This is a genomic window from Streptomyces poonensis (assembly GCF_014650915.1).
Classification (GTDB): domain Bacteria; phylum Actinomycetota; class Actinomycetes; order Streptomycetales; family Streptomycetaceae; genus Streptomyces; species Streptomyces poonensis.
In genome coordinates, this window is sequence record NZ_BMVW01000011.1 from 189,308 (window position 1) to 211,526 (window position 22,219).

A 22,219-nucleotide genomic window follows, 5' to 3' on the forward strand; every position below is an offset into this window, starting at 1 on the left:
CAAAGCCATTCCATCGAGTGACCGATGCCCTATCCGGCTGACGCAGGCCAGGGCCCCAACTACTGTGCGGCGCAAGCAGTCCGGCACTTGGCCCACCGGCATTGCGATGTCAGTGACGGGTGCCACAGTGGGGGAGTGAGCAACGCCATGCCACCCGGCGGCGCACACCGCGAGGCCGGGCCGTCGTCGCGGGGTGCGCCGCAGCGTACGCCGCGCGGAATGTCGTACGGCACAGTTGGGGGTGACGTCCGGTCGTGACCGGTATGGGTGTGGAGGTGGGCGCGCGGGCCGCGCGCTCCCGGGCCCTCGTCGTGCTGCGCATACGCAGCAGGGCACTGGCCGTCGCCCTGCTGCCCGCGGCCGTCGCCGTCGTGCTGCTCGTCGGCGGGGCGACGGGCCACTTCCCCGGCGAGGGCTGGTCCGTCACGCGCTGGATCGTGACGGTGTTCGCGGCCGTCGTCCTCCTCTGCGCCACGGGCATCGCGCTGGTCGTGTCCCGCGCCCGCCCCGCGATGAGCCCCACGGTTCCCATCAGCGAGGAGTGCGCGCCCGACCTCTACCGTCTGGTACGGGACCTGGCCGACCGGCTCGACGTCCCGGCGCCCTCCGCGATAGCCCTCACACCCGACTGCGACAGCTGGCTGGAGGACCGTACGCACCCGGCCCACGGTCCACCGCCGGCCACGGGGAACGGCAGCAGCGGCGACGGTCCGGAGGCCGAGGCGACGGGCCTTCCGCCGATCTCCACACCGGGCTCTCCGGCAGAGTCCTCCGGTGCGTCGGGCCCGCGTGACGGTCTTCCGGACACGGGTGGTGGCCGCGACGGCGGCACGTCGCCCCCGCCCGGTCGTCGCGCCGCGCCCGCCGCGCCCGTGCTGGTGATCGGTTCGCCGTTCCTGTGGTGGATGCGCGTGGGCGAGCTGCGCGCCGTCCTGGCACCCGTCGTCGCGGGTACGGGACCGTCGGCGCACCCGGACATAGCGGCGGCCCGCCGTTTCATACGGGGCCTGGACGCGGCCGTGGCCGTGACGGGGAAGTCCGCCCGTGGCCCCGTGTCACGGATCCTGCTCACAGGGGTGGGCTGGGTGGCCCGGCTGCTCCTGCACAGCTGCCGGGAACACGCGGCCGAGATGGAGCGGGGTGTGGCGGCCGCCGCCGCCGAGCGCGCACAGGCTGTGGACTACGGCCTGCGGATCGTCGCCCAGGAACAGGTCGGACTGGCGTACGCGGGCTGGGACCGGCTGCTCACCCGGGTGGCGCTGCCCGCCTGGCGGATGGGCCGCTGGCCCTCCCGCCTGGACGCGGGCGTCGTCGCCGCCCTGACCGAGCTGTCCCGGCGCGACCGCCTGGCGGAGGGGTACGCCTCGCGACTGGGCGAGCGCCCGGCCTGTGACCTGCTGGAGGAGCCCGGCGTGGTCGACGAGGCCACGTCCCTGCTCGCCGCACGTCTCTTCCACGGCGGTCCTGCCGAGTCCGGACCCGACTGGGCTCCGGTGGACTGGCGCGACTACCCGGACGAGGTCGTCGACCGCAAGTGGCGGGTGGACGCGGCCAGGCTCCAGCGGGTCCTGGACGCGCTGGGCGTCAGGCACCCGGCGGACCCGGCAGCCCCCGATCCCGGGGGTGCGACCTTGGCACGGGTGATCGACCACCTGACGATGCGAGATCAGCCCACGGACCAGCACCCCCCGACACTCCGGGACCATGAGCCCGAGGCGACGGGCGACGGGCGCCCGGCCCCTGGCTCCGCCAGCGCCCCGGATTCCACCAGCGCCCCCGATTCCACCAGCACCCCCGACGCCCCCGACCCCACCGATCAGGACACCGGCCTGAGCGGCGAACGGGCTGCCGCGCTGGCGGCCGGGCTGAGCACGGAGGTGGCCCGCGAGGAGGCTTCGGCGCCGACGGGCGCGCCGGTACCGCCGGGCGGCGGGGAGGTCCAGGGCCCGGACCGGGGACTGTGGGACGAGGGCGCGTTGCCGCTCTTCCCTCTGCAACCTCCGCGCACCGGCCGTGAACTGCTCAGCGACCACGTCACCGCGATGGTCTGCTGCGCCGCCATGGACACGGCCGGCGCCGCTCCGGGCCTCGACTGGCTGGACGGCCCGTCCCTTCTGATCGACGGCGAACGCACCGCCGACCTGGCCCCCCGTGTCCTCGCCCTGGTGGAGGACGGCGACCCAGCTCCTCTGCGCGACTGGTTCCGCCGCGTGGGCCTCCGCCCGGAGAAGCCGGTCCGCCTGGTGTGACCGACCCCGGAATCCCGGCCGGTGCCGACGCCTAAGCCGCCAGGACCGCCTACGCCACCACGACCGCCTACGCCACCACGACCGCCTACGCCACCACGACCGCCTACGCCACCAGGACCGCCTACGCCGCCACGGATGCCAACACCGTGGACTGTTCGCATCCGAAAGCGTCCGATACGTTCTCCCGGTCCCCGCCGCCGGGCCGTTCGGCCCACGTCGGTCCCCGTGACCAGCAGGCTCCAGCCGCTCTTCCGGCTGCATCCGCAAACCCGGTCGAACGTCCCTCGGGCCGAGACCCGCCCCGGACCCCGGCCGCCCTTCGATCCCCGTATACGGGAGAATCGACTCATTGGACAGAACCACGGGGAGGAACCGTGTCCGGATTCGTCGAAAAGCCCGAACCGATCGAGGTTCCGGGCCTGGTGCATCTGCACACCGGCAAGGTGCGCGAGCTGTACCAGAACGAGGCGGGCGACCTCGTGATGGTCGCCAGCGACCGTACGTCCGCGTACGACTGGGTGCTGCCGACCGAGATCCCCGACAAGGGCCGCATCCTCACGCAGCTCTCCTTGTGGTGGTTCGACCAGCTCGCCGATCTGGTCCCGAACCACGTGCTGAGCACCGAGCTGCCGCCGGGCGCCCCCGCCGACTGGGCGGGCCGCACCCTGCTCTGCAAGTCCCTGCGGATGGTGCCGGTGGAGTGCGTCGCTCGCGGCTATCTCACGGGTTCGGGGCTCGCCGAGTACAACGAGTCCCGTACCGTGTGCGGCCTGGCCCTCCCCGAGGGGCTCGTCGACGGCTCGGAGCTCCCCGCGCCGATCTTCACCCCGGCCACCAAGGCCGAGGTCGGCGAGCACGACGAGAACGTCCCCTACGAGGAGGTCGCCCGCCGGGTCGGCGCCGAGACCGCCGCCCAGCTGCGGCAGGCCACGCTCGCCGTCTACAGCCGGGCCCGTGACATCGCCCGTGACCGCGGCATCATCCTCGCGGACACGAAGTTCGAGTTCGGCTACGAGAACGACTCCCTGGTCCTCGCCGACGAGGTCCTCACCCCCGACTCCTCCCGCTTCTGGCCGGCCGACCAGTGGGAGCCGGGCCGCCCCCAGTCCTCCTTCGACAAGCAGTTCGTCCGTGACTGGCTCACCTCCGCCGAGTCCGGCTGGGACCGCACCGGCGAGCAGCCGCCGCCCCCGCTGCCCGAGGAGATCGTGGCGGCGACCCGCGCCAAGTACGTCGAGGCGTACGAGCGTCTGACGGGCACGCCCTGGTCGTGACGGCACCGCGCGGCACCGGGCGCCATCCGCTGCTCGGTGCCGCGAGGGTCACGCGGTAGGTCACGACGCAGGTCATGGCCTGCCCGAGGCTCGGTGACCGCACACCGTACGCACACGACGAAGGCCCCGGTCCTGAGGACCGGGGCCTTCGCCACTGGAGCGGACGACGAGGCTCGAACTCGCGACCTCAACCTTGGCAAGGTTGCGCTCTACCAACTGAGCTACGTCCGCGTTGCGCCGTGGCGCGAGTGCAACTATACCCAACCTCGCTCCCGCGCGAGGCGCACTGCCGCATGACGGTTCTCCGCCCCCAGTTTGGAGACGGCCGACGACAGGTAGTTCCGCACGGTGCCCTGGGACAGCGCGGCCCGCTCGGCGATCTCCGCGACGGGCGCCCCGTCGGCCGCGTATTCCAGGATCTCGGTCTCCCGCTCGGTCAGCGGCGAGTCCCCGGCGGAGATCGCGTCGGCCGCCAACTCCGGGTCCACATAGCGGTTCCCGGCGTGCACCGTACGGATGATCTCCGCGAGCCGCTGTGCGCTGACGGTCTTGGGGACGAAGCCGCGCACGCCCGCCTCGAGCGCTCGCTTCAGATGTCCCGGTCTTCCATGGCTCGTCACGATCAGCACCCGGCAGCCGGGCAGTTCGGTCCGCAGGGATGTGGCCACCTTCACACCGTCCGCGCCCGGCATCTGCAGATCCAGCACCGCCACGTCGGGCCGGTGCGCCCGCGCCATCGCCAGCGCCTCCGGACCGGTCGCGGCCTCCGCCACCACGACCAGGTCGTCCTCGAGCGCGAGCAGCGCGGCGAGGGCGCCCCGGATCAGATGCTCGTCATCGGCGAGCAGCAGCCGCACGGGCGGCACGGAGTCAGCCGACGTCATGAAGGGACCTCACTCGTAGCGATCTTGTTCATCAGCGGCCGGGCGCCGTCCACGGCCGCGCGGCGCGGCGAGCCCTCGTCCGTGGCCGCCCGGTGTCCGTGCGGGTGGGACTCGGGCAGCGGTACCTCGGCCGTCACCCGGAACAGGCCCTCGGCACAGGGCGCGGCGTGCAGTGTGCCGTCCACCTGGGAGAGCCGTTCTCGCAGGCCGGCCAGGCCGTGGCCGCGGCCCATGGGGGCGGCCTCGGGCGCCCCGTCGTTCTGGACGGTGAGCACGACCCGGTCGGCGTCCTGGCGCAGCTCCACGGAACAGTGCACCGCGTTGCCGTGCCGCAGCACGTTCGTCGTCGCCTCCCGGACCACCCAGCCGAGTGCCGACTGGATCTCCTGCGGCAGCCCGCTCGCCGAGCCCGTGACCGCGCACTGGATGCCGGCCGCCGTCAGCACCCCGCGCGCGCCGGCGAGCTCGGCGGTCAGGTCGGCCGCGCGGTACCCGCGGACCACCGCGCGTACCTCGCTCTGCGTCTCCTGGGCGATCCGCTGCACCTCGACCATCTGGTCCAGTGCCTCGGGCCGCTCCCGGCGGGCCAGTTGCACGGCCAGCTCGCTCTTCAGGGCGATCACCGCGAGGTTGCGCCCCATCACGTCGTGCAGGTCCCGCCCGAAGCGCAGCCGTTCCTCGGCGACGGCCAGCCGGGCCAGGGTGTCGCGCGCCTCGTCCAGCTCGTACACCGCGTTGAGCAGCCACACCGAGAACACCGAGGTGAAGGAGAGGAAACCGGCGGTCACGAGCACCGCGACGGCGGTGGCCAGCGCGGCGGGGCCGGGGAAGCCGAGCGGCAGCGACCCCAGCCCGGCACCGACCGCGAAGCCCACGACCGACGCGAGGACCTGCTTCCGCTTGCGCACACCGAGCGCGACGGTGCCCGCACCGAAGCCGAGTACGCCGACGAACACCGTGCCCGCCGCGGTCCCGGCGTCCACACCGTCAGGGCCGTACGTCTTCAGGGCCAGTGCGGCGATCCCGAGCACCCCGGTCGCGACACCGAGCGCGACGAGGAGCCGCATCGGCTGCTCCCGTCGGCCGCGCGTCCAGTCGAGCGCCCGGGACGCGGTCACCGAGCACAGCAGACCGTGCGCGGTGACCAGCACGATCACCCAGCGCGCGTACGCCGCCGGCAGGGAGCCCGCGGGGGCCATCCCGATCATGGTGATCTCGATCAGCGAGAAGAAGTGGAACGACCAGCGGGTGTACGTCTCGACCTTCGCCGGAGTGTTCTTCTCCCGCCACCGTGTTCTCGGCCCCCGCATGTGCCTGCTCCCCTCATCGCCGTGGTTCCCACCGGAACCACCGTCGCACAGCGAACAGCGCGAGCACGGTCCAGGCGACTCCGGTCGCGACGGCTCCCAGGGCGTCGTACGCGGACAGGTGGCCGGCCCAGCCGCCGCGGATCAGGGTGACCACCGGAGTGAGCGGCAGGAGTTCGACCACGGAGGCGAGGCGGTCGGGCATGACCTCGAGCGGGACGAAACCCGAGCCGATCATCGACACGATCACCAACGGCATGGCCGCGACCTGGGCGCCCTCCACGCTCTTGCTGAAGCTGGAGGTGACCGCCGCGAGCGCGGGCCACATGACCAGGCCCAGCAGCAGGCCGAGGACGGCGTAGTGCGGTGCCCGGGGCGCGCCGGCGTCCAGGAGCGCGATACACGCCACGCTCAGGACGACGCTCTGGACCAGCCCTATCGCGACGGACGGCAGCGCGGCGCCCGCGAGGATCTCCGTGTCCCGCAGTTCCCCGGTGCGCAGCCGCTTGAGCACGAGCTCCTCGCGCCGGGCCGCGTACACGCTGACCAGCGAGCTGTAGACCGCGAAGAGCAGCGAGAAGCCGATGGCGGAGGGGAGTATGACGGAACCGACCGACAGCCCGGTGCCGTCCAGGTCCATCTGGTCGACCGTCGAGCGCAGGCTGAACGGCAGCACCAGCGGCACGAACAGGGCCGCGAACAGCGTGGCCTTGGTGCGTCCCAGCAGGGTCATCTCGGCCCGGGCCAGCGCGGCCATGCGGCCGACGGGCGTGGTGGTGCCGGCCGTCGTGGCCGCGCCCCCGTTCGTCACAGCAGTCACTTCGCAGCCCCCTTGTTCACCATGGTTTCGGACGCCACCGCCACCAACCCCGCCTCACCGTCATCGACGGGCGCGCCGGACGCCCCGGAGGCCTCGCGGGCTATCTGCAGGAACGCCTCCTCCAGCGAGGCGGACCGCACATCGAGCCGGCGCAGCTCGACCCCGGCGCGCTCGGCCCACACGAGCAGCCCGGTGGCGGTGCGCTGCAGTTCGTGCGTACGGAGCCGTACCGTACGGCCGGCCGTCTCGTGGCCGGTCACGCCGAGTTCGGTCAGCGGGGGCAGATCACCCGGGAAGTACCCCTCGGGCAGCTCGAAGCTGATGCGGGACGGCTGCGCCGAGGTCACCTCCGCCGGGGTGCCGGTCGCCGCGATACGTCCCTCGTGGAGGATCGCCAGCCGGTCGGCCAGGTCCTCGGCCTCCTCGAGGTAGTGCGTGGTGAGCAGGACCGTCGTGCCCTGGTCGCGCAGTTCGCGCACCAGCCGCCAGGTGTCCTGGCGGCCCTCGGCGTCGAGCCCGGTCGTCGGCTCGTCGAGGAAGAGGACCTCGGGACGGCCGAGGAGCGCGAGCGCCAGGTCCAGGCGCCGCTTCTCGCCGCCGGACAGCTGCTTCACCCGTACCCCGGTCCGCCGGCCGAGGCCGACGAGCTCCAGCGCCTCCTGTACGGGGCGCGCACCGCTGGTGCAGCCCGCCCACATCCGTATGGTCTCCGCGACGGTCAGCTCGGCGGGGAAGCCGCCCTCCTGCAGCATCACGCCGATGCGGGGCCGTACGGCGGCCCGTTCCCGGTACGGGTCGTGTCCGAGGATCCGCACCCGTCCGCCGGCCGGTGCCGCGAGTCCCTCCAGCAGCTCGACCGTCGATGTCTTGCCCGCGCCGTTCGTGCCCAGGAGCGCGAAGAGTTCCCCCTTGCCCACGGAGAACGTGATCCCCCGTACGGCTTCGAAACCGCCCCCGTACACACGCCGCAAGTCCGTGACGTCAATCACGCGCTCGTGCCCGTTCGTGTTCATGCCTCCAGCGTCCCCGCTGTCACGTGCCGGCAGCAGTGCGAGCTGTCATCACTCCCCATGACAAATGTCAGAACCGGAGTCCACATCGAGCGCAGGCACAAGCGCAGGTAGCACAGTCAGCACAGGCAACACGAGTATCAGCGCGGAAAAGAGAAAGGCCCCGGTCCTCAGGACCGGGGCCTTTCTCTCTGGAGCGGACGACGAGGCTCGAACTCGCGACCTCAACCTTGGCAAGGTTGCGCTCTACCAACTGAGCTACGTCCGCATTGCCTCCGACCGGCTCCCACCGATCGGCGCGTGCACCAGCCTACCTGATCGACAACAGTGGTCGTTCCGGCGGTGCAGAGCGGGTGACAGGAATTGCACACTGCGCCTTCCCCCTGGAAGGGGGATGTTCTACTACTGAACTACACCCGCGTGACTCCGTGAGCCGGGCCTTTCGGCCTCGCCCCTCGGCGTGCTCCAGACTTTAGCTGATCACCGGGGGTGCTGCGCAAGTCGGTTGCCGAAGGCGGTGGATGGCCGGAGGTCGCCGGCCGGGGCCGGCCGCCGCCCGGAGGACGGACGGCGGGGCACCGGCGTACGTGTCCCGCGCGCCCGGTCCTCCCCGGGGCCTTCCTCAGTGCGCCTCGGCGAACGCCTCGTAGACCTTCTTCGGGATGCGCCCGCGCGCGGGGACGTCCATCTTGTGCGACTGGGCCCAGGCGCGGACCGTCGCCGGATCGGGTGCCACGTCGGTCTGCTTGTAGGCCTTGCCGGACTTCGCCCGCTTACGGCCGGCCTCGACGTACGGGGCGAGGGCCTCGCGGAGTTGACTGGCGTTGGCCCGGTTGAGGTCGATCTCGTACGACTTGCCGTCCAGACCGAAGGCGATCGTTTCCGCCGCTTCCGAGCCGTCGATGTCGTCGAAGAGAGTGACTACGACACGCTGCGCCACGAATATCGGTCCTTTCGTGCGACATCTCCGCTGCTCCGCGCCATGATCCTGGGACGCTGTACCGCATGAGCGCGCAGACGCCGGTTGTTGTCGAGTGCCCGGCTGCTTTTGCCGTTCATGTGCCGTTCATGCGTCACCGAGGTGGTGGCGCAAAGAGCGACCGGTGCAAAGTATCGGCTATTGCCTTTTCCTTTGTACAGGGCACGGCATTGAAAAGTGCAGACCGACTAAAACCGTCAGCGTGTCACGGTGCAATAGGCATCGCGGATCTTTCACCGGATTTTCCGTCGCCTGGCCCGCCCGTTGTGGAATCGTGATGACCGTCACGTAGTTTCCTACGAATCTACTCGCGTAGATTTTTTGTGCGGGTAGTCTGAAGGAACCTGCTCAGCACCACACACCGGGAGTGCCAGTGGCACGCGTCGTAGTCGACGTCATGCTCAAGCCGGAGATCCTCGACCCCCAGGGCCAGGCGGTGCAGCGTGCGCTGCCGCGCCTCGGTTTCGAAGGCGTCTCCGACGTACGTCAGGGAAAGCGATTCGAACTGGAAGTGGACGGACCGGTCGACGACGCCGCGCTCGCCCGCATCCATGAACTGGCGGAATCCTTCCTCGCCAACACCGTGATCGAGGACTTCACCGTGAAGGTGGAGGAAGAGAAGGCGGAGGCCGGAAAGTGACCGCTCGTATTGGGGTCGTCACTTTTCCGGGAAGCCTCGACGACCGTGACACGCAGCGCGCGATCAGGCTCGCCGGAGCTGAGCCCGTCGCGCTGTGGCACAAGGACAAAGACCTCAAGCAGGTCGACGCCGTCGTGCTGTGCGGGGGTTTCTCCTACGGCGACTATCTCCGGGCCGGCGCCATCGCCCGCTTCTCGCCGGTGATGGAGACCCTGATCGAGCAGGCGAAGGCGGGCATGCCGGTCCTGGGCATCTGCAACGGCTTCCAGATCCTCACCGAGGCCCATCTGCTGCCCGGCGCCATGCTCGGCAACAACCACCTGCACTTCATCTGCCGCGACCAGAAGCTGCGGGTGGAGAACGCGGAAACCTCCTGGACCACCGACTACGAGGCCGGCCAGGAGATCCACATCCCGCTGAAGAACATGGACGGGCGGTACGTCGCCGACGAGCGCACGCTCGACATGCTGGAGGCGGAGGGCCGGGTCGCCTTCCGCTACCTGGACTTCAACCCCAACGGTTCGCTGCGGGACATCGCCGGCATCACCAACGAGGCCGGCAACGTCGTGGGCCTGATGCCGCACCCGGAGCACGCCACGGAGCCCCTCATCGGCACCGGCCGCACCGACGGCCTCCCCTTCTTCACCTCGATCCTCAAGAAGCTGGTCAACGCATGAGCAAGACCCCTCTGGACACGGTCGAGCACGCGGCCGCGACCCCGGACGTCGAGCTGCCCTGGGCCGAACTCGGCCTGAAGAAGGACGAGTACGAGCGGGTCGTTGCGATCCTCGGCCGCCGCCCGACCGGTGCCGAGCTCGCCATGTACTCGGTCATGTGGTCCGAGCACTGCTCGTACAAGTCCTCCAAGGTCCACCTGCGCCAGTTCGGCGAGAAGGCGCCCCAGTCCGACGCGCTGCTCGTCGGGATAGGCGAGAACGCGGGCGTCGTGGACGTCGGCCAGGGCTACGCCGTCACCTTCAAGGTGGAGTCGCACAACCACCCCTCCTATGTGGAGCCCTACCAGGGCGCGGCCACGGGCGTCGGCGGCATCGTGCGCGACATCATCGCGATGGGCGCGCGGCCGGTCGCCGTCGTCGACCCGCTACGCTTCGGCGCCGCGGACCACCCCGACACCAAGCGCGTCCTCCCGGGCGTCGTCGCCGGCATCGGCGGCTACGGCAACTGCCTCGGCCTGCCCAACATCGGCGGCGAGGTCGTCTTCGACGCCTGCTACCAGGGCAACCCGCTGGTCAACGCCGGTGCCATCGGCGTCATGCGGCACGAGGACATCCACCTCGCCAAGGCCTCCGGCGCGGGCAACAAGGTCATCCTGTACGGCGCCCGGACCGGCGGCGACGGCATCGGCGGCGCGTCGATCCTGGCGAGTGAGACCTTCGACGACGCCAAGCCGTCCAAGCGCCCGGCCGTCCAGGTCGGCGACCCCTTCCAGGAGAAGCTGCTCATCGAGTGCACCCTGGAGGCCTTCCAGGAGAAGCTCGTCGTCGGCATCCAGGACCTCGGCGCGGCCGGCCTGTCCTGCGCCACCTCCGAGCTCGCCTCCAACGGCTCCGGCGGCATGCGCGTCACCCTGGACGACGTACCCCTGCGCGACTCCACGCTCTCGCCCGAGGAGATCCTCATGAGCGAGTCGCAGGAGCGCATGTGCGCGGTGGTCGAGCCGGACAAGGTCGACCGTTTCCTCGCGATCTGCGACAAGTGGGACGTCATCGCCACCGTCATCGGCGAGGTGACGGACGGCGACCGGCTGGAGATCTTCTGGCACGGCGGCAAGATCGTCGACGTCGACCCGCGCACGGTCGCGCACGACGGCCCGGTCTACGAGCGTCCGTACGCCCGCCCGGACTGGCAGGACGCCCTCCAGGCGGACGACGCGAACAAGCTCCCCCGCCCGGAGACGAGCGAGGAGCTGCGCGAGCAGGTCCTGAAGCTGGTGAGCTCCCCGAACCAGGCCTCCAAGTCCTGGATCACCTCCCAGTACGACCGCTTCGTGCAGGGCAACACGGTCCTTGCCCAGCCCGAGGACTCCGGCATGATCCGCATCGACGAGGAGTCCGGCCTCGGCGTCGCCATCGCGACCGACGGCAACGGCCGGTACGCGAAGCTCGACCCGTACACGGGCGCGCAGCTCGCCCTGGCGGAGGCGTACCGCAACGTCGCCACCACCGGCGCGAAGCCCCTCGCGGTCTCCGACTGCCTCAACTTCGGCTCCCCCGAGGACCCGGCGGTGATGTGGCAGTTCGCGGAGGCGGTGCGCGGGCTCGCCGACGCCTGCCAGCAGCTCGGCACCCCGGTGACCGGCGGCAACGTCTCGCTCTACAACCAGACGGGCGAGGCGGCGATCCACCCCACCCCGGTCGTGGCCGTCCTCGGCGTCATCGACGACGTGGCGCGCCGTACGCCGGTCGCCTTCCAGGAGGAGGGCCAGCTGCTCTACCTCCTCGGCGAAACCCGCGAGGAGTTCGGCGGCTCGGCCTGGTCCCAGGTCATCCACGACCACCTGGGCGGTCTGCCGCCGCAGGTGGACCTGGAGCGCGAGCGGCTGCTCGGCGAGATCCTGATCTCCGCCTCCCGCGACGGCATGATCGACTCCGCGCACGACCTGTCCGACGGCGGTCTGATCCAGGCCGTGGTCGAGTCGGCGCTGCTGGGCGGCAGGGGCGCGCGGCTGGTCGTACCGGACGGGCTGGACGCCTTCACCTTCCTCCTCTCCGAGTCGGCGGGGCGCGCGGTCGTCGCCGTGCCGCGCTCCGAGGAGCTCCGCTTCAACGACATGTGCGGCGCCCGGGGCCTGCCGGCCACCCGCATCGGTGTCGTGGACGGTGACGCGGTGGAGGTCCAGGGAGAGTTCACGCTCCCGCTGGACGAGCTGCGCACGGCGCACGAGGGGACGATCCCGGCGCTGCTGGCGTAAGCCCTTTCTTCCAGTACGAAGCCCCCGCCCGGTTCTCCGGACGGGGGCTTCGGCTTTGGCCGGGTTCGCACAACTGGTTGCACGCAATTACGTAGTTCCGTAATCTCGTAGGCATGGATCTCGAAGAGCGCGTCGCCGAGCTCGAACGCCGGCTGGCGGCACTGGAGGAGGACGCCCGCCGTTCCTCGCCCTCCCTGGACGAAGGCGACTTCTGGGCCCTGAACGGGCTGAAGGAACAATTCGCCGGGCTGGGCGCGACCGACGGAGGAGTGCTCTTCACCGGGGCCGTACGGCTGCCGACCGGTGAGCGGTACGACTGGCAGCACGGCGCCCTCACCGGCGATCTGGTGGACGGCGACTGGACCGCGGCCGCCGAGTCGTTCGCGGCGCTCGGCCACCCGGTCCGGCTGCGGCTGCTCCGGGAGATCCTCGGCGGCCGGCGCACCGCGGCCTCGCTCGCCGAGCTGGACGAGGTCGGCACGACCGGCCAGATCTACCACCACCTGCGCCAACTGACGGGCGCCGGCTGGCTGCACACCACGGGGCGGGGGCGCCACGAAGTACCGCCGGGTCGGGTCGTACCGCTGCTGGTGGCGCTGTCGGCCGCCCGGCCCTGACCGGGACGAGACCCGAACGGGGAGAGGGGGACACGATGTCCGATCGCAAACTCGCCCTGTGGGCCTTCCGCTGCCTGCTGACGGCTCCGTTCGTGCTGATGGCGGCCGACCTCTCGGTCGGCCTGGCGGACGACCGCTGGTGGTGGTACCTCCTGCCGCTCGTACCGGCGTGGACCGTCGTCATCGTGATGAACCGGCGGGGCGGCACCCCGGACCGCAGGCCGGCGGCCCGCGAGCCGGTCGAGGTCTCCGCCCCGGTCACCGGCCGGTGGTCCGCGCTGAACAGCCCCGCCGACCGCGCTCCCAGCCATGGCACGCACGCCTACGGCCAGACGTTCGCCATCGACCTCGTCGCCGAACCCGAACCGGGCGCCCGCCCCTCCTTCCGGTGGCTGTGGCCGATCGTCCGCCGCAACCGCGACTTCCCCGCCTTCGGCGCCCCGCTCCTCGCGGTGGCCGATGCCACCGTCGTACGGGCCACCGACACCCGGCGCGACCACCTGAGCCGCACCTCGCTGCCCGCGGTGCTGTACCTGATGCTCGTCGAGGGGGCGGTACGCGAGATGGGCGGCGTCGGGAACATCCTCGGCAACCACGTGGTCCTGGATCTCGGCAACGGCGTATACGCGGCCTACGCCCACGTCCGGCGCGGCTCCCTCATCGTGCGCGAGGGTGACCGCCTGCGTGCCGGTCAGGTGCTCGCCCGCTGCGGCAACTCGGGCAACTCCAGCGAGCCGCACCTGCACTTCCAGCTGATGGACGGCCCCGACCCGGACACCGCGCGTGGCATCCCCTTCCGCTGGCACGGCATCGGCGTGCCCCGCAACGGCGAGGTGTTCGAGGCCCCTGCCGAGACCTCCGCCGAGGCCTCCGCCCGCGCATAGGCTGACCCTCATGCCACCGGCCAAGAAGCGCACCCGCAGCTACGACCCCGTCAGGATCCGCACAGCGGTGTCGGCCCAGTTCGGCCATGTACGCGCTGCCGTGCGCACGCTCGACGAGGGGCAACTCGCCCTGCCCACCCGTCTCGGCGACTGGACCGTGCGTGATCTGGCCGCACACATCACCCTGGCCGTGGAGAGCGTCAGCCGGAGCCCGGACATGCCCGCCCCGCCGCCGCAGCAGCGACTCGCCGCGCTCGACTACCCCTCGGCGACGGCCCGGTACGCCGACTCCATCGCCGAGGGCAGCCACGCGCTCGCCGAGCGGCATCCGGACCTCGAAGCGCTGTACGCCCGTACCGAGGAGTGGCTCGCCGAGCGGTTCGCCGAAGCCCCCGGCGACCGGTTCGTCGAAACCCGGGCGGGCGTCATGTCCCTCGCCGACTACCTGGTGACCCGCACCGTCGAACTCGTCGTCCACACCGACGACCTGAACGCCGCCGTGCCGGGCCTCGACGTCCCCTACGACCGCCAGGCCCTCGCCGCCTGCACCCGGCTGCTCGCCGACGCGCTCGCGGTCAAGGCACCCGGGGCCTCCACGGAGGTGCGCGTGCCGCCGTACGCCGTCGTGCAGTGCGTCGAGGGGCCGCGGCACACCCGCGGCACCCCGCCCAACGTCGTCGAGACCGACCCGCTGACCTGGATCCGGCTCGCCACGGGACGCGAGGACTGGAAGACGGCCGTACGGGAGGCACGGGTCAGCGCGAGCGGCGAGCGCGCCGACCTGGACGGCCTGCTGCCCCTCATGCAATGAGGCCTGCCCGCGCGGGGAACCGGCCCTTCGTCCCACCCGTCCCACCGCCATGGACAAGCAGCGACTGGCGCTCAGCGCCCTGACCCTGTTCCCGCTCCTGGTGGCCTGTGGCAGCGAGGCGGGCAGCGGCTCCGTCGGCCAGGGCTCCGCGGCGCCCGTCACCGGCGTCCACTGGAACGTCGACAGCCTGACCGTGGACGGCCGGACCAGCGAGGCTCCCGAGGGCGCCTACCTGCGGATCGACGAGGACGGTGAGGCCCAGGGCAATTACGGCTGCAACGATTTCGGCGCCACCGCGACCGTCGAGGGAGACCGGGTGGACATCGAACAGGCCGACTCCACCGCCATGGCCTGCGAGAAGGTCCCGATGTCGTTCGAGGAGTCCCTCGCCCGCACCCTCACCGGAGGCACCCTCACGGCCCGTGTGAACGACGGCGAACTCACCCTGACCACCGGCGACGGGGACAAGATCCGGCTGAGCGAGGAGCGGCCCGCCGGCCTCTACGGCACGAAGTGGCAGGTGACCGCACTCCTCGACGGGGACTCCGCCCACTCGCTGCCCGAGGAGGCGAAGGGGAAGGCCTGGCTCACCTTCGACCGGGAGGCCGGCACGGTCAGCGGCAGCCTCGGCTGCAACCAGGTCTCCGCCAAGGCGACCGTGCGCGACGCGACGGTACGCGACGGTCACATCACCCTCGGCACCCCGAAGACCACCCGCACGATGTGCGACGGCTCACTCATGGAGACCGAGCAGAGCCTGCTCGATCTCTTCAAGAACAAGGTCAGCTACGAGATCGATCACCGCACCATCACGCTGACCAGCGAAAACGGCGAGGGTTTCAGTGCGGTGGCCAACGAGTGAGACCTGTGGGAAAGGGCCGCCCCAGCCGTGGTATCCGAGATCACCGGATTCGGACCAGTGCGCGATCTCGCCTACACTCGGTGGCGTGCCACGTGGTGACGGTCGACTCAATCACGATCTGCTCCCCGGCGAGAAAGGCCCCCAGGACGCGTGTGGCGTCTTCGGAGTCTGGGCGCCGGGCGAAGAGGTCGCAAAGCTCACGTACTTCGGGCTCTACGCCCTCCAGCATCGGGGCCAGGAATCCGCGGGTATCGCGGTCAGCAACGGCTCCCAGATCCTCGTCTTCAAGGACATGGGCCTCGTATCCCAGGTCTTCGACGAAACCTCGCTCGGCGCGCTCCAGGGCCACATCGCCGTAGGCCACGCGCGCTACTCCACCACCGGCGCCTCCGTCTGGGAGAACGCCCAGCCGACGTTCCGCGCCACCGCCCGCGGCTCCATCGCGCTCGGCCACAACGGCAACCTGGTCAACACCGCCCAGCTCGCCGAGATGGTCGCCGACCTGCCCAAGCAGGACGGCCGCACCCCGCAGGTCGCCGCGACCAACGACACCGACCTGGTCACCGCGCTGCTGGCCGGCCAGGTCGACGACGAAGGCAGGCCGCTCAGCATCGAGGACGCGGCCGCCAAGGTCCTCCCGCAGGTCCAGGGCGCCTTCTCGCTCGTCTTCATGGACGAGCACACCCTCTACGCCGCCCGCGACCCGCAGGGCATCCGCCCGCTGGTCCTCGGCCGGCTGGAGCGCGGCTGGGTGGTCGCCTCCGAGACCGCCGCCCTCGACATCTGCGGCGCCAGCTTCGTCCGCGAGATCGACCCGGGCGAGTTCGTCGCCATCGACGAGAACGGCCTGCGTACCTCGCGCTTCGCGGAAGCGAAGCCCAAGGGCTGTGTCTTCGAATATGTGTACCTGGCCCGCCCGGACACCGACATCGCCGGCCGGAACGTCTACCTGTCCCGCGTCGAGATGGGCCGCCGCCTCGCCGCGGAGGCCCCCGCCGAGGCCGACCTCGTCATAGCCACCCCGGAGTCCGGCACTCCGGCCGCGATCGGCTACGCCGAGGCCAGCGGCATCCCGTTCGGCAGCGGCCTGGTGAAGAACGCCTACGTCGGACGTACGTTCATCCAGCCCTCGCAGACGATCCGCCAGCTGGGCATCCGCCTGAAGCTGAACCCTCTGAAGGAAGTCATCAAGGGCAAGCGCCTGGTGGTCGTCGACGACTCGATCGTCCGCGGCAACACCCAGCGCGCCCTGGTCCGCATGCTGCGCGAGGCGGGCGCCGCCGAGGTCCACATCCGGATCTCCTCCCCGCCCGTGAAGTGGCCCTGCTTCTTCGGCATCGACTTCGCCACCCGCGCCGAGCTCATCGCCAACGGCATGTCGGTCGACGAGATCGGCCGCTCCCTCGGCGCCGATTCGCTGGCGTACATCTCCATCGACGGCATGATCGAGGCGACCACCATCGCCAAGCCGAACCTCTGCCGCGCCTGTTTCGACGGCGAGTACCCGATGGAGCTCCCGGACCCCGAGCTGCTCGGCAAGCAGCTCCTGGAGACCGAGCTGGCCGCCGGGCCCGCCGCCACGGCCGCCGCCGACGCGATCCGCCGTCCGTAGCCGGCCCGTTTTCTGCCGTACGACACGAAAGTTCTCATCGTCATGTCTGAGACAACTGGTGCCAGCTACGCGGCCGCGGGCGTCGACATCGAAGCGGGTGACCGCGCCGTCGAACTGATGAAGGAGTGGGTGAAGAAGACGCAGCGCCCCGAGGTCCTCGGCGGCCTCGGCGGCTTCGCCGGCCTCTTCGACGCCTCCGCCCTCAAGCGTTACGAGCGCCCCCTGCTCGCCTCCGCCACGGACGGCGTCGGCACGAAGGTCGACATCGCCCGGCAGCTGGGCGTGTACGACACCATCGGCCACGACCTCGTCGCGATGGTCATGGACGACATCGTCGTGTGCGGCGCCGAGCCGCTGTTCATGACCGACTACATCTGCGTCGGCAAGGTCCACCCCGAGCGCGTCGCCGCCATCGTGAAGGGCATCGCCGAGGGCTGTGTGCTCGCCGGGTGCGCCCTGGTAGGCGGCGAGACGGCCGAACACCCGGGTCTGCTGGGTCCGGACGACTTCGACGTCGCCGGCGCCGGTACGGGCGTCGTGGAGGCCGACCGGCTGCTCGGCGCGGATCGTATCCGTACGGGTGACGCGGTCATCGCCATGGCCGCCTCGGGCCTTCACTCCAACGGGTACTCGCTGGTCCGGCACGTCCTGCTGGAGCGCGCGGGCCTGGCGCTGGACGCGCGGATCGAGGAGCTCGGCCGCACCCTCGGCGAGGAGCTGCTCGAGCCCACCAAGATCTACTCGCTGGACTGCCTGGCCCTGATGCGCACCACCGAGGTGCACGCCTTCAGCCACGTCACCGGCGGCGGCCTCGCGGCCAACCTCGCCCGGGTGATCCCCGACGATCTGCACGCGATCGTCGACCGCTCGACCTGGACCCCGGCTCCGATCTTCGACCTCGTCGGCCGGACCGGCGACGTGGAGCGCCTGGAGCTGGAGAAGACCCTCAACATGGGCGTCGGCATGATCGCGATCGTGCCGCAGGAGTCCGCGGACGCCGCGCTGACGACGCTCGCCGACCGCGGGGTCGAGGCCTGGGTCGCCGGCGAGATCACCGAGCGGGGCGAGCACACCACGGGCGCCGCTCTGGTCGGGGACTACGCGGGCTGACACCCGGGACGCAGCGGTGAGCACCGGTTCGCCCGCCCGGCGGCGGACAGCACACAACCCGGTCCGTGGCGTGGGCCACGGACCGGGCGGAAAGTCAGTGCAAGGTCAAGCGCCGCGACGATGCGAGGACTGGTCGTCCTCGTCGTCCTCGTCGTCCCCGTACAGCTCGGCGTACCGTGCGTACGGGTCGTCGTCGTGCTCATCGTCCTCGAAGTGGTCGCCGTTCGGCGGCACGTTCGACGTCGATGCGCCCAGCTCCTCGGCCAGGCGTGAGAGATCCGTCCCACCGCTGTTGTACTTCAGCTGGCGGGCGACCTTCGTCTGCTTGGCCTTGGCCCGGCCGCGCCCCATGGCTCGACCCCCTCAACGACGGGGCTCGACGGCCCCAGAGTCTTGACGCGTTCATGATCTAGAACGGGCTCTCCGTGGAGAGACCGTCCGTAGGGCTTCCACGGTACCTGAGCCCGCGCCCATACGGTACGTCGCCCGCAGCACGCGCGTGTGCACAGGACCTGTGAGAAACCCTGTCCTCGCTGGTCAATGGCGATTTTAACCACTTGTTGCCCGACGACCCGCCGACAAGAGTGAGAGTTGTCTCTAACCGCCGTGCCGGGTACCGGTCGCCCATGAGGGCGGCCGCCCCGCCCGGAGGTCCCGGCGGGCCGCCCCGGAGGAAACCCCCGGAGCGGCCCGGCGGACGGTCAGCGTCCGCGCGCGTCCGCCATGCGCTGCTCGGCGATCCGGTCGGCGGCGGCCGCCGGCGGAATACCGTCGGTCTTCGCACGTGCGAATATGGCGAGCGTGGTGTCGTAAATCTTCGAGGCTTTGGCTTTGCACCGCTCGAAGTCGAAGCCGTGCAGCTCGTCGGCCACCTGGATGACGCCGCCGGCGTTCACGACGTAGTCCGGCGCATAGAGGATGCCGCGGTCGGCCAGGTCCTTCTCCACGCCCGGGTGCGCGAGCTGGTTGTTCGCCGCGCCGCAGACCACGCGGGCGGTCAGCACGGGCACGGTGTCGTCGTTCAGGACTCCGCCCAGCGCGCACGGGGCGTACACGTCGAGCCCCTCGGTCCGGATCAGCGCGTCGGTGTCCGCGACGGCCGTCACGGACGGGTGGCGCTCGAGGATCCGCCGCACGGACTCCTCGCGCACGTCGGTGATCACGACCTCGGCGCCCTCCTCCAGCAGGTGCCCCACCAGGTGGTGGCCGACCTTGCCCACGCCGGCGACGCCGACCTTGCGGCCGCGCAGCGACGGGTCGCCCCAGAGGTGCTCGGCCGAGGCCCGCATGCCCTGGTACACGCCGAAGGCGGTGAGCACCGACGAGTCGCCGGCCCCGCCGTTCTCGGGTGAACGGCCCGTCGTCCAGCGGCACTCGCGGGCCACCACGTCCATGTCGGCGACGTACGTGCCGACATCGCATGCGGTGACGTACCGCCCGCCGAGCGAGGCCACGAACCGGCCGTAGGCCAGCAGGAGTTCCTCGGTCTTGACCCGCTCCGGGTCGCCGATGATGACGGCTTTGCCGCCACCGTGGCCGAGGCCGGCCATGGCGTTCTTGTACGACATCCCCCGCGCCAGGTTCAGCGCGTCGGCGACGGCCTCGGCCTCGCTCGCGTACGGGTAGAAGCGGGTGCCGCCGAGCGCGGGGCCCAGGGCGGTGGAGTGGATGGCGATCACGGCCTTGAGGCCGCTGGCGCGGTCCTGGCAGAGCACGACCTGCTCATGGCCGCCCTGGTCCGAGTGGAACAGGGTGTGCAGGACCTCAGCGGTTGCGCCGGTTACGTCGGTCACGGTGGTGACTCCAGTGGTAAGTAGCGGCGGTTGTGGGACGGCACCCGTGCGGGTGGCGGGAGCCGTGGGCTTGAGCGTAGAGCCTGTGGCGGTCCGTCATCCTCGCGTCGGTCGGGATCACCCTCCCTCGGAGTACGTTCGCACACGCGCGTGGGACGATTCGCAGTGTTTGCCCGCCCGCACAGGTGCGGTTCTCGCCGGGTTTCGGGCGGGGCCCCGTGGAAAGGGAGCAGGGGTGCCCAAGGTGTCCTCGGTGATCGTTCCGTACGCGTCCTACCTCCGCGTCTACGAGCCGCTGGCCGCCTTCCCGGAGCCGGAGCGCGGTCACTGGGCGCGCTATGCGCGGCGCGCCGACCGCCCGTCGTACCAGGACGAGCTGCGCCGCTCACTGGCCGATCTGCTGCCCACGCCGCCCGTGCCCGTACCGGTCCACGAGAGCGGTGACGCCTTCGTGCTGAACGTGGACGGGGTGCTCTGCGTCTGTCCCTGGCGCACCCGGCTGCGCGGCTGGCAGGCGCTGCGGGACCTGGGCACGGACCTGCCCGCGCCGGTGCTGGACGCGGTGCTGCCGCCGGTCGTGCGCCGCCAGGCCGTCCAGGACCACGAGCGCTGGCTGGCCCGCAACCCCGACGCCCGCCCGTGGATCCGCTCCTCGACCTGGCATGTCCCGCTGACCTGGTTCGTGCTGGTCGCGGACGAGGAGCGGACGTACGAGAAGGGGTCGGCCGAGGCCGCGCCGGTGCTGCGGTACCGGACCCCGATGGTGCAGGCGCGGCGCCGGGTGGCGCGGTCCCTGCGGACGCTGCGGGACGCGATCGACGAGGGGCCGATGATCGACGGCCTGGTGGACGTGGGGCGCTGGCTGGAGGAGTTCCACCCGCGCTCGCTGGTCGAGCTGGACTACGGCGGGCTCGTGCACGTGCTGCCGGGCGACCAGCTCGACGGGGACCACTCGGCCGCGGACGCCGCCGAGGGCATCGAGGCGCTGCGCAACGGGGACGGAAAGGCCGCCGGGGAGGCGTACGGCCGGCTGGTGACGCGCTGGCGGGCGGTACGGGACCGGCGGTCCGCGAACTGAGAACCGTTTGCCGGGGCAACTGGCCGAGCCGACGGCAGAGTTGGCGTCGTGTGACGGAAAAGGCTTCCCGTGATCTGTGGTGTCATGGTGAACTAACGAGTCTTGGCCGGGACCTGACCATGTGGTGCGCCCGCAGGCGCACATGGGGCCCTCACGAAGCACACATGGCGGGACGTAGGTCCCGATCCGGGCTTTTGTCTCAAGCGTGACGGACGGCACTTACAAGGGCCTTGCCTCTTACGGCCCTCCTCATGCCAAAATAGGACAAGGAGTCCGGGGGATGTTCCCTCTGCCCACGTATGGGTGGATTCTCGGTATTGCGCGCTATGGGGGGTCTGATGACTCCTGATCGTCCTGTGACTGATCGTCACAGTGGCGTGACTGTCCGCTATGGCATGGTCCATCGGCTTCCGTCGCTGATGAACACCTGGGAGGGCAATTCCATCGGTTTGGCCGACGCGGCTGGACAGATGGTGTAGTTGTAGTGCCGAGGACAAGCCGTTCGTCCTATAACCGACTCGACTCGCGTCCGCCATTTCGGGCAACGCGGGTCAAGGTGCAGAATTTAGAGGAAAGAACCGAGAAGGTTCGGTTCTCCCGAGGAGGCCGCTCATGACCGCTCGCACCCCTGATGCCGAGCCGCTGCTGACCCCGGCTGAGGTCGCCACCATGTTCCGTGTCGACCCGAAGACGGTGACGCGGTGGGCGAAGGCCGGCAAGCTCACGTCCATCCGTACGCTCGGCGGGCACCGCCGCTACCGCGAGGCCGAGGTCCGCGCCCTGCTCGCGGGCATTCCGCAGCAGCGCAGCGAGGCCTGAACAGCCGTATGACAGGGCGGTTCGGCAGGTCCCCCAACGTGCCGAAACGTCCGAACCGCACAGCTCCAAGCGACGCGGGTCCTGCCCCAACAGGCCCCACGCCCCACTGCACCGACTTCCCGGAGCTCGCCGAGCTCTTCAGAGCTTCCGGGTGACCGAGAAGGGCACGTCGTCGATCGCGCTGGACTCCGCCGGGTCCAGCGCGATTTTTTTGTGCGCCGGCGATGACACCGGCGCACACGGCCGGTTCGAGCGGGGCGCCGACGGCGGGTGCGATGACGCTCGGGGGGCGCGGGTGATGCTCAGGGGGCGGCCATGCACGGGACTGCGCCCGTGCGGCCGTTCGGTGCATCCGGACCGTGCGGGCGCCCATGCAGTCGCTCCGTGCGGCCGTTCCGTGCGGGAGAACCGCAGGCTGTGAGTGCCCTGGCCGGGCCCTGGAAAGGGGCATCGGATCGGCTGTGAGAAGCCACTGAGAGTGGTGCAATTGCACATATTAAATTGACCCTTTGTAGGGGGCCCATAAGAAGCGGGGGTC

General features: G+C 70.8%; 21 protein-coding genes and 3 tRNA genes. 14 read left to right on the forward strand and 10 right to left on the reverse strand.

Annotation, left to right across the window (positions count from 1 at the left end):
* Positions 1 to 263: 263 nt before the first annotated feature.
* Positions 264 to 2,249 (forward strand): hypothetical protein, encoded by a 1,986-nt coding sequence (locus IE242_RS25010; RefSeq protein WP_229859422.1) that lies wholly within the window; start codon positions 264 to 266, stop codon positions 2,247 to 2,249.
* 374 nt (positions 2,250 to 2,623) lie between these two features.
* On the forward strand, positions 2,624 to 3,523 hold the full coding sequence (locus tag IE242_RS25015; protein WP_189862959.1) for a phosphoribosylaminoimidazolesuccinocarboxamide synthase: 900 nt from the start codon (positions 2,624 to 2,626) through the stop codon (positions 3,521 to 3,523).
* Positions 3,524 to 3,678: 155 nt separating this feature from the next.
* On the opposite strand, the gene IE242_RS25020 is transcribed toward IE242_RS25015, so the two are convergent.
* The 8 genes from IE242_RS25020 to IE242_RS25055 form a co-directional block, all read right to left on the reverse strand.
* A tRNA-Gly gene (locus tag IE242_RS25020) sits at positions 3,679 to 3,754 on the reverse strand.
* A 23-nt stretch (positions 3,755 to 3,777) separates the two neighbouring features.
* Positions 3,778 to 4,407 carry a response regulator transcription factor gene (locus IE242_RS25025; protein WP_189862961.1) on the reverse strand — a complete coding sequence of 210 codons (630 nt, stop codon included), beginning with the start codon at positions 4,405 to 4,407 and terminating at the stop codon, positions 3,778 to 3,780.
* Positions 4,404 to 5,717 (reverse strand): sensor histidine kinase, encoded by a 1,314-nt coding sequence (locus IE242_RS25030; RefSeq protein ID WP_189862964.1) that lies wholly within the window; start codon positions 5,715 to 5,717, stop codon positions 4,404 to 4,406. Before IE242_RS25030 ends, IE242_RS25025 begins: the two co-directional genes overlap by 4 nt.
* 13 nt (positions 5,718 to 5,730) lie before the next feature.
* The gene (locus IE242_RS25035) at positions 5,731 to 6,471 is read right to left on the reverse strand and encodes an ABC transporter permease (RefSeq protein WP_189863077.1); all 741 of its coding nucleotides are present in this window, start codon (positions 6,469 to 6,471) and stop codon (positions 5,731 to 5,733) included.
* Positions 6,472 to 6,530: 59 nt separating this feature from the next.
* Positions 6,531 to 7,547, reverse strand: a complete 1,017-nt coding sequence (locus IE242_RS25040; protein ID WP_189862966.1) for an ABC transporter ATP-binding protein — start codon at positions 7,545 to 7,547, stop codon at positions 6,531 to 6,533.
* Between the two features lie 189 nt (positions 7,548 to 7,736).
* Positions 7,737 to 7,812: transfer RNA gene (locus IE242_RS25045), tRNA-Gly, on the reverse strand.
* Between the two features lie 80 nt (positions 7,813 to 7,892).
* A tRNA-Gly gene (locus IE242_RS25050) sits at positions 7,893 to 7,964 on the reverse strand.
* A gap of 202 nt (positions 7,965 to 8,166) precedes the next feature.
* Positions 8,167 to 8,484: a histone-like nucleoid-structuring protein Lsr2 gene (locus tag IE242_RS25055; protein WP_189862968.1), complete on the reverse strand. Its 318-nt coding sequence runs from the start codon at positions 8,482 to 8,484 to the stop codon at positions 8,167 to 8,169.
* 65 nt (positions 8,485 to 8,549) lie between these two features.
* Here IE242_RS25055 and IE242_RS25060 point away from each other — a divergent pair, with 65 nt between their 5' ends.
* The 10 genes from IE242_RS25060 (at position 8,550) to purM (ending at position 17,991) form a co-directional block, all read left to right on the forward strand.
* A complete protein-coding gene (locus IE242_RS25060) occupies positions 8,550 to 8,801 on the forward strand; it encodes a hypothetical protein (RefSeq protein ID WP_189862970.1) in 252 nt (83 codons plus the stop codon).
* Between the two features lie 95 nt (positions 8,802 to 8,896).
* Entirely contained in the window at positions 8,897 to 9,163 is a 267-nt protein-coding gene (gene purS / locus IE242_RS25065; protein WP_131567352.1) for a phosphoribosylformylglycinamidine synthase subunit PurS, read from the forward strand.
* Positions 9,160 to 9,840: a phosphoribosylformylglycinamidine synthase subunit PurQ gene (gene purQ / locus IE242_RS25070; RefSeq protein ID WP_189862972.1), complete on the forward strand. Its 681-nt coding sequence runs from the start codon at positions 9,160 to 9,162 to the stop codon at positions 9,838 to 9,840. Before purS ends, purQ begins: the two co-directional genes overlap by 4 nt.
* The gene (purL, locus tag IE242_RS25075) at positions 9,837 to 12,095 is read left to right on the forward strand and encodes a phosphoribosylformylglycinamidine synthase subunit PurL (RefSeq protein WP_189862974.1); all 2,259 of its coding nucleotides are present in this window, start codon (positions 9,837 to 9,839) and stop codon (positions 12,093 to 12,095) included. Before purQ ends, purL begins: the two co-directional genes overlap by 4 nt.
* A 113-nt stretch (positions 12,096 to 12,208) precedes the next feature.
* Positions 12,209 to 12,712, forward strand: a complete 504-nt coding sequence (locus IE242_RS25080; protein WP_189862976.1) for an ArsR/SmtB family transcription factor — start codon at positions 12,209 to 12,211, stop codon at positions 12,710 to 12,712.
* A gap of 35 nt (positions 12,713 to 12,747) precedes the next feature.
* Positions 12,748 to 13,596 carry a M23 family metallopeptidase gene (locus tag IE242_RS25085; RefSeq protein WP_189862978.1) on the forward strand — a complete coding sequence of 283 codons (849 nt, stop codon included), beginning with the start codon at positions 12,748 to 12,750 and terminating at the stop codon, positions 13,594 to 13,596.
* A gap of 10 nt (positions 13,597 to 13,606) precedes the next feature.
* Positions 13,607 to 14,407 carry a maleylpyruvate isomerase family mycothiol-dependent enzyme gene (locus IE242_RS25090; protein ID WP_189862980.1) on the forward strand — a complete coding sequence of 267 codons (801 nt, stop codon included), beginning with the start codon at positions 13,607 to 13,609 and terminating at the stop codon, positions 14,405 to 14,407.
* A 49-nt stretch (positions 14,408 to 14,456) separates the two neighbouring features.
* A complete protein-coding gene (locus tag IE242_RS25095; protein WP_189862982.1) occupies positions 14,457 to 15,269 on the forward strand; it encodes an META domain-containing protein in 813 nt (270 codons plus the stop codon).
* A gap of 85 nt (positions 15,270 to 15,354) precedes the next feature.
* Positions 15,355 to 16,881 carry an amidophosphoribosyltransferase gene (gene purF / locus IE242_RS25100; protein ID WP_189862984.1) on the forward strand — a complete coding sequence of 509 codons (1,527 nt, stop codon included), beginning with the start codon at positions 15,355 to 15,357 and terminating at the stop codon, positions 16,879 to 16,881.
* A 42-nt stretch (positions 16,882 to 16,923) separates the two neighbouring features.
* Positions 16,924 to 17,991, forward strand: a complete 1,068-nt coding sequence (purM, locus tag IE242_RS25105) for a phosphoribosylformylglycinamidine cyclo-ligase (RefSeq protein ID WP_189862986.1) — start codon at positions 16,924 to 16,926, stop codon at positions 17,989 to 17,991.
* Between the two features lie 105 nt (positions 17,992 to 18,096).
* Here purM and IE242_RS25110 read toward each other — a convergent pair whose 3' ends face one another.
* Together IE242_RS25110 and IE242_RS25115 are read right to left on the reverse strand one after the other, a co-directional pair.
* Positions 18,097 to 18,342 (reverse strand): DUF3073 domain-containing protein, encoded by a 246-nt coding sequence (locus tag IE242_RS25110; protein WP_030575848.1) that lies wholly within the window; start codon positions 18,340 to 18,342, stop codon positions 18,097 to 18,099.
* A gap of 350 nt (positions 18,343 to 18,692) precedes the next feature.
* Entirely contained in the window at positions 18,693 to 19,784 is a 1,092-nt protein-coding gene (locus IE242_RS25115) for a Leu/Phe/Val dehydrogenase (RefSeq protein ID WP_189862988.1), read from the reverse strand.
* A 235-nt stretch (positions 19,785 to 20,019) separates the two neighbouring features.
* Between IE242_RS25115 and IE242_RS25120 the strand changes: the two genes are divergently transcribed.
* Entirely contained in the window at positions 20,020 to 20,862 is an 843-nt protein-coding gene (locus IE242_RS25120) for a DUF8083 family protein (protein ID WP_189862990.1), read from the forward strand.
* Positions 20,863 to 21,474: 612 nt separating this feature from the next.
* Complete coding sequence (gene bldC, locus IE242_RS25125) at positions 21,475 to 21,681, forward strand: developmental transcriptional regulator BldC (RefSeq protein WP_003949541.1); 207 nt, start codon at positions 21,475 to 21,477, stop codon at positions 21,679 to 21,681.
* The last annotated feature ends 538 nt before the right edge of the window (positions 21,682 to 22,219 follow it).